7 protein-coding genes are annotated in these 6,748 nt (G+C 54.0%); 5 read left to right on the top strand and 2 right to left on the bottom strand.

Annotated features, from left to right (window positions below):
- Positions 1-340: 340 nt before the first annotated feature.
- Together K5905_RS23885 and yidD are read left to right on the top strand one after the other, a co-directional pair.
- Positions 341-805 carry an iron-sulfur cluster assembly scaffold protein gene (locus tag K5905_RS23885; protein ID WP_297588664.1) on the top strand — a complete coding sequence of 155 codons (465 nt, stop codon included), beginning with the start codon at positions 341-343 and terminating at the stop codon, positions 803-805.
- Positions 777-1,175, top strand: coding sequence for a membrane protein insertion efficiency factor YidD (gene yidD / locus K5905_RS23880; protein ID WP_367187015.1), 399 nt, complete (start codon positions 777-779; stop codon positions 1,173-1,175). The genes K5905_RS23885 and yidD overlap by 29 nt, the downstream gene beginning before the upstream one ends.
- Before the next feature lie 82 nt (positions 1,176-1,257).
- Here the strand turns inward: yidD and K5905_RS23875 are convergent, their stop codons facing one another.
- Positions 1,258-2,157, bottom strand: coding sequence for a DMT family transporter (locus K5905_RS23875; protein WP_297588660.1), 900 nt, complete (start codon positions 2,155-2,157; stop codon positions 1,258-1,260).
- Between the two features lie 128 nt (positions 2,158-2,285).
- Between K5905_RS23875 and K5905_RS23870 the strand changes: the two genes are divergently transcribed.
- From K5905_RS23870 to K5905_RS23860, 3 genes are all read left to right on the top strand, one after another.
- Entirely contained in the window at positions 2,286-2,744 is a 459-nt protein-coding gene (locus tag K5905_RS23870) for an Lrp/AsnC family transcriptional regulator (protein WP_297588658.1), read from the top strand.
- A gap of 188 nt (positions 2,745-2,932) precedes the next feature.
- Positions 2,933-4,912 carry a threonine--tRNA ligase gene (thrS, locus tag K5905_RS23865; protein WP_297588656.1) on the top strand — a complete coding sequence of 660 codons (1,980 nt, stop codon included), beginning with the start codon at positions 2,933-2,935 and terminating at the stop codon, positions 4,910-4,912.
- Between the two features lie 127 nt (positions 4,913-5,039).
- Entirely contained in the window at positions 5,040-6,002 is a 963-nt protein-coding gene (locus K5905_RS23860) for a lysophospholipid acyltransferase family protein (protein ID WP_297588654.1), read from the top strand.
- Here the strand turns inward: K5905_RS23860 and K5905_RS23855 are convergent.
- The coding region (locus tag K5905_RS23855; RefSeq protein WP_297588652.1) for a hypothetical protein at positions 5,956-6,748 on the bottom strand (793 nt) is incomplete at its 5' end. The genes K5905_RS23860 and K5905_RS23855 overlap by 47 nt on opposite strands.

The following is a 6,748-nucleotide window of genomic DNA, read 5'->3' as shown; positions in this document are numbered from 1 at the left end:
CCGGCGACTTTCTATCAAATCTTTTTTCAACCGGCTTGAGGACAGCGTCCATCGGGATCCTCGCAATTTTACCCTTGTCACTCGTCATACGGCGCTCGTTTGTGCACAGATCATGAAGTCCGGACTCCATGGGTGGCGTCCTTTATCATACTCCACCCAAAAAGCGAACGCACAGTTTCTGAGAGGGTTGAGCCGGTTTCAAGCGCTGATGCGTCACTCAAGATTACCAACTGCGACCACTCTGCCCCTTGCGAAATTGCTGTGGGAACTGATCTATATATATGAAAGCACCATGCCAGCAATGTGGCGGGCGATCACTGGCTTTCACGAAGAGGCGAGAATGCTTGACGACATATACAATGCGAAGATCCTTGAATTCGCAGGAAACATTCCGCGAATCGGTCGTCTTGACCATCCTGACGCAACGGCAAAGGCGCATTCCAAGCTTTGTGGGTCGACCGTTCTCGTTGACATTTGTGTGAAGGATGGTGTGGTGACCGACTTCGCGCATGACGTCAAAGCCTGCGCGCTTGGTCAGGCTTCATCTTCCATCATGGCCCAAAATGTGGTCGGCGCGCGGCTTGAAGAGCTGCGCGACGTTCAAAAGAGCATGCGGGCGATGCTGAAAGAGGGCGGAGAGCCCCCGACAGGACGGTTCGAAGCTTTAAAATTTCTGGAACCGGTTCGCGAATACAAAGCCCGGCATGCTTCCACAATGCTGACATTTGATGCCGTCGTTGATGCGCTTGACCAGATCGAGGCTAAGGAAAAGGAAGATGACGCTGCAGCCTGTCAGGCGGTTTAGGTCACCTTCCAGTATTTCAATGTGTTCTCAAATCAAACCGGGTGTCCCCAAAGGCAAGCCGCTTTCGTTCCCGGGACGAGCAGCAATCGGGCTGATCTGGGTCTATCGTCATTCCCTTTCCCTGTTCATGGGGCGGGGGTGTCGATACGCGCCAACCTGTTCCGACTATACGGAGCAGGCAATCCGACTGCACGGGTTTTGGGCAGGAGGATGGATAGGTCTGGCGCGGATCCTGCGGTGCAATCCCTGGGGTGCGTCCGGATATGATCCACTACCGGAGGAACTCCCAAAAGAAGCGACCTGGTTTCTACCCTGGCGCTATGGTCACTGGAATGGCAGTCACATTCCCGAAGAGCACCGCCTGGACTGACACCTGTCTTGCAGGCGGCATGGACCCCGATTTCAAACAGTTTCCATACCGCATGGGTATCACTTTTGTGAGTGAGGATACGTTACTGTGAGGCGTTGGCGGGTTTACCCGGGCGTATCAGACGCCAACCAAAGGTCATTCCCATGGCAGCCAGTATGATTGCAGCAGCTCCCAGAAGCTGTGTTGGCTGCAAGCGGTGGCCAAAGGCGGCATAGTCCACAAAAATTGCAACCACCGGATAGATGAACGAAAACGCTCCTTGCAGATAAGTCGGCAGTTTCTGAACTGCCCCATACATTAGGATGTACATGATCCCGGTGTGAACTGCCCCGAGTGTGACCAGAGCTCCCCAGGCTGTTGCTCCTGAAGGCAGGGCAGACCAACTGACAAAGGGTGCGAGCATCAGGATACCGACACAGACCTGAACCAGTGCGATCAATTGGGGTGGTGTACCCGTCAACTTCTTTGTCAAAAGCGCAGCGACAGCCCAGAAAAACGCCGCACCCAATGCCAGTGCGATGCCAAGTGCATAGTCCGTATTCGCGTATTCGATGCTTCCAGGTTTGGCTTGAATGATCAACAGCACGCCGGTGAAGGCAATCGCCAACCATCCGATTTTGGTCAAAGTGATGCGCTCTCCCAGAAACAAGACACCGAATCCGACAAGTATGAAGGGCTGGACGTTGTAGACAGCAGTCGCAACGCCGATAGAAGCTTCCGAGTAGGCGCTGAACAGCATTGCCCAATTGACGACGATTGCAATGCCTCCCAATGCGGCGAGGCCGAGTTGCCTCCAGGTCATTTGCCGGCGCAGCAGGCCCTGAGCCGCGCAGATCAGCAACAGAGCCACCGTGCCGAACGCGCAGCGCCAGAAAACGACATCAATCGGGTCTTGTCCTGACAGAATTACGAACAGGCCGATGGTTCCGAGGATAGTCATGGCTGCGGTCATTTCTGCCGCGCCTCGAAGTGTTTTATCCAATTGAGCCTCCTTGAGGTTTATCGTGCTTCAAGGGTGACGAACTTGATTTGCGTAATCTATTCGCAAAATTAGAATAATTATGCTAATTGCCTAATTAAATAAAGATTTTTGGGTCGAAGGTTTTTGAAATGAAGATGGATGCCGCAGATCGTAAAATTATTGAATCCCTGATCAAGGATGCGCGCATGTCTCTGAAGGATCTTGCGGGGCAGGCCGGATTGTCCTCACCTGGGGTCTCGGAACGGATACGGCGTTTGCAGGAACGCGGGATTATACGAGGGTACTCGGCCGATATCGATCCAAAGGCGTTGGGCTACAGTTTGCAGGCCATTGTCCGCATCCGGCCGCTGCCGGGAAAACTGCATATCGTGCAACAGCTGATCGAGGACATTCCCGAGTTCTGCGAATGCGACAAGGTCACCGGCGACGATTGTTTCATTGCCCGTCTGGCTGTTCCCTCGATTGACCAGCTGGATGGAATTCTCGACCGGATTGCCGACAAGGCTGAGACAAGCACTTCCATCGTAAAATCCCAACCGATCCGCCGGCGACCACCGCCGCTGGTGATCGAAGGATCGAGCGACTGAGCGGTTTTTCAGGGTATTGGTATTTTCAGGTGCATGTCTTGTTTTTCAACTCGGTTCTGCGTGCAGAACATGCCAGCTTTCTGCCGGAAAGGGTTGCTGTTTGGCCTTGAATCCCCTATCAGCGTGCGGTCCGATTACCTTTGAAACGCTTACCTGCATTGTCTGCAGGAGTGAGCAGGAGATACATGATGATCCAACTGACTTTCCCTGACAATTCCGTACGTGAATATGAAGCTGGTACCTCCGGTCTGGATGTTGCTAGCGGCATTTCCAAATCACTTGCCAAAAAAGCCGTGGCGATGACGTTGGACGGGGAACTCAAAGATCTCACCGACCCGATCAATGAAAACAGCCAGATCGAGATTGTTACGCGCGACGACCCGCGTGCACTGGAGCTGATCCGCCACGATGCGGCCCATGTCATGGCCGAAGCCGTACAGGAGTTGTGGCCGGGAACGCAGGTGACAATCGGCCCGGTTATCGAGAACGGATTTTACTACGACTTCAAACGCGTTCATCCGGACACCAACGAAGACTGGCCGTTTACGCCCGAAGAGTTGCCGGTGATCGAAAAGAAAATGCGCGAGATCATTTCCCGCGGTGCGCAATTCACCAAGGAAATCTGGACGCGCGAAGAAGCCAAGACCTATTTTGCCGCCAAAGGTGAGCATTACAAGGTCGAGCTTGTCGACGCGATTCCGGAAGACCAGGAACTCAAGATCTACAAGCAGGGTCAGTGGCTGGATCTCTGCCGTGGTCCGCATATGGTTTCAACCAGGCAGATCGGCGACGCCTTCAAGCTGATGAAGGTGGCCGGTGCCTATTGGCGTGGCGATTCCAATAATGAGATGCTGACACGCATCTATGCGACTGCCTGGCATAACGAGAAGGAACTCAAGGGTTACCTTCACATGCTGGAGGAGGCGGAAAAGCGCGATCATCGCAAGCTTGGCCGAGAAATGGATCTGTTTCATTTCCAGGAAGAAGGCCCGGGCGTTGTGTTCTGGCATCCCAAGGGCTGGGATATGTTCCAGAACCTGATCGCCTACAAGCGCCGGGTTTTGAAAGACACCTATAAGGAAGTGAATGCACCGCAGGTTCTGCACACGTCGCTTTGGGAAACTTCAGGTCACTGGGGTTGGTACAAGGAGAACATGTTCTCAGTACAGTGTGCCGATCCTGAAGCCGAAGACGACCGGGTATACGCTCTGAAACCGATGAACTGCCCGGGACATGTGCAGATTTTCAAGCATGGGCTCAAGAGTTACCGCGATCTGCCGCTGCGTCTCGCTGAATTCGGTGTGGTGCACCGCTATGAACCGTCTGGAGCCCTGCACGGGTTGATGCGCGTGCGCGGGTTTACCCAGGATGATGCGCATGTCTTCTGCACGGAAGAACAGTTGGCGGAAGAGTGTCTGAAGATCAACGACCTGATCCTGTCGGTCTACAAGGATTTCGGCTTTGATGAAGTCGTTGTCAAACTGTCGACCCGCCCGGAAAAACGGGTTGGTTCCGACGAGATGTGGGACCATGCCGAAGCGGTCATGGGTGATGTCCTGAAGCAGATCGAAGAACAGTCCGAAGGTCGGGTGAAGACTGACATCCTCCCGGGTGAGGGTGCTTTCTACGGTCCGAAGTTCGAATACACCTTGCGCGATGCCATCGGTCGGGAATGGCAATGCGGCACGACGCAGGTCGATTTTGCGTTGCCGGAGCGTTTCGGGGCTTTCTACGTTGACAACAACGGTGAAAAGAAAACCCCGGTTATGGTTCACCGGGCGATCTGCGGTTCCATGGAGCGGTTCCTCGGCATCCTGATCGAGAACTTTGCCGGACACTTCCCGCTGTGGTTTGCTCCTTTGCAGATCGTTGTCGCGACGATTACCTCCGAAGCCGATGAGTACGGCCAGGAAGTAGCCGATCTTCTCAAGGCCAAGGGCTTGAAAGTGGAAACTGACTTCCGCAATGAGAAGATCAACTACAAGGTTCGCGAACATTCGCTCGCAAAAGTTCCGGTGATCATCGTCTGCGGAATGCGCGAGGCAGACGAGCGTACAGTGAATGTTCGCCGCCTCGGCTCCAAGGATCAGAAGTCGATGGGACTTGAAGAGGCAATCGAGGCATTTGTCGAGGAAGCGACGCCGCCGGACTTGAAAAAAGTCCAATAGCCACGATTTACGCATGAGTGACCTGCAGCGCATTGCCCTTGGCAGTGCGCTGTCACATTGGTGAAACAGTAATACTGGTATTCGGTTCGGACTCTCTCCGAGTGACTCTAGACTTGAAGTAACCGCCGTGAACTACGCAGAATTCAGTTATGCCAATCCGGAGCATCCGCCGCTGAAGCGCTGGACAATCCGTGCGATTGAAGGCGTGTCAGGGCGTCGCAAGCTTGTCGACCTGTATCAAGTGTGGAAACACACAATGGTCGGCACGTCGGATTACATCTGGAATGACCTGCTCGGTCTGATCAATCTGAATGTCTCTGTTGCAGACGGAGAGTGGCCACCGAAAGATTTGCCCCAAGGACCGCTGGTTCTGATTGCAAACCATCCGTACGGTATCGGCGATGGTCTGGCCATTCTGGCGCTGGCAGAAAAACTGAACCGTCCGTTCAAGATCCTGATCAACAATGAGCTTCTGAAAGTGCCGGAGGTTCGGCCTTTCTCTCTCCCGGTTGACTTTGAAGAGACGAAAGAGGCGCTCAAGACCAACATGCAGACCCGCAGGGAAGCCTTGCGCCTTCTGCAGGAGGGAACGACGATTATCGTGTTTCCAGGCGGTGGTGTTGCCACTGCAGCCAAACCTTTTGGCAGAGCAGAGGAACTGCCCTGGAAAACCTTTACCGCGAAGATGATCCGTTCATCAAAGGCAACGGTTCTACCGCTCTATTTTCATGGTCAGAATTCCTGGCTGTTTCATCTGGTCAGCAAATACTCTCTGACATTACGCCTGTCGCTTCTGGTTCGTGAATTTCGCAGAATTCTAGGCTCTGTGATCACAGCGCGTGCGGGCAGTCCAATCCCGTTTGAAACCTTGTCCGGTCTGGGTGACCAGAAGGAAATCATGGACTTTTTGCAGACAAGGTTATGGAAATGGCACCGGCGGATCGTCGCCGTCGTTTGCTTGGCAGATATTCCTGATCAGGACGCAGTCATCTACACCGCCGGCTGCGACCGAGCGCATCATCATCAAGCCATTTTGTCTTCTATCAGTTGCTGCTGGTTTGCTGGCTTGCAAGCTCGCTTGAGGACGTGACGACCTCCACTTCGCGGTCTTCGCCGGAAGACACTTCGAACTTGTGCACATAGGTCCGACCGTTGTTACGGGCGAGGGCCTCATATTCACCGGCGGCCAGGATGAAATCCGGGAATGCACCGGTTGCTTCCACGACCACATCACCGCCAGGGCTCAGGACGGACCAAGTCGTATTGGCGATTGCCTCTCCGCCCCGTTCATTGACAAGTTTGAGCGTGATGTCAGCCGCTTTGTGCAGAACCGTCGCTTCCGTCAGCTTGCCAGGCAATACCTGAATGTCCGCGCGAACGACAGCGTTGACGCTGCCAAAACGGCTGACGACATGGTAGGTGTCCGCACTCAATCGGATGATGGAACCGGGCTTGACGTTGCTTGCGACCCTGTTGCGCTCACCGCGTTCGTCGAATGTCATACCATAGATGTCGAACGCAATCGGCTCGTGATTGAGATTGTCGCCATCCTTGAGCGAGGCATTGAATTTAATGCCACCGGCATTCAGCGTCACCATTTTCGACTGAACTTCCTTGCCGATCACGATCCTGTTCGTTGCCTGGGCAAAGCCATAGGCGGTGTGGATTAGATAGGTTCCGGGATTAAGCCGAAATTCCGCATCTCCGCCATTTGAGGTCGCGACCAGTTCCAGGCGTCCATCCGCATTGGTCGTTTCTGAATATATCCGCCAGACAAGGCCGTCGTTCAACGGGGAACTGTCCTGGGTCAGCTTCGCCATCAGGTAAAGCGCACCT

Source organism: Roseibium sp. (genome assembly GCF_025698965.1).
GTDB lineage: Bacteria > Pseudomonadota > Alphaproteobacteria > Rhizobiales > Stappiaceae > Roseibium.
The sequence above is the reverse complement of the archived record's forward strand: the minus strand, read 5'-3'. Positions and strand labels throughout refer to the sequence as shown.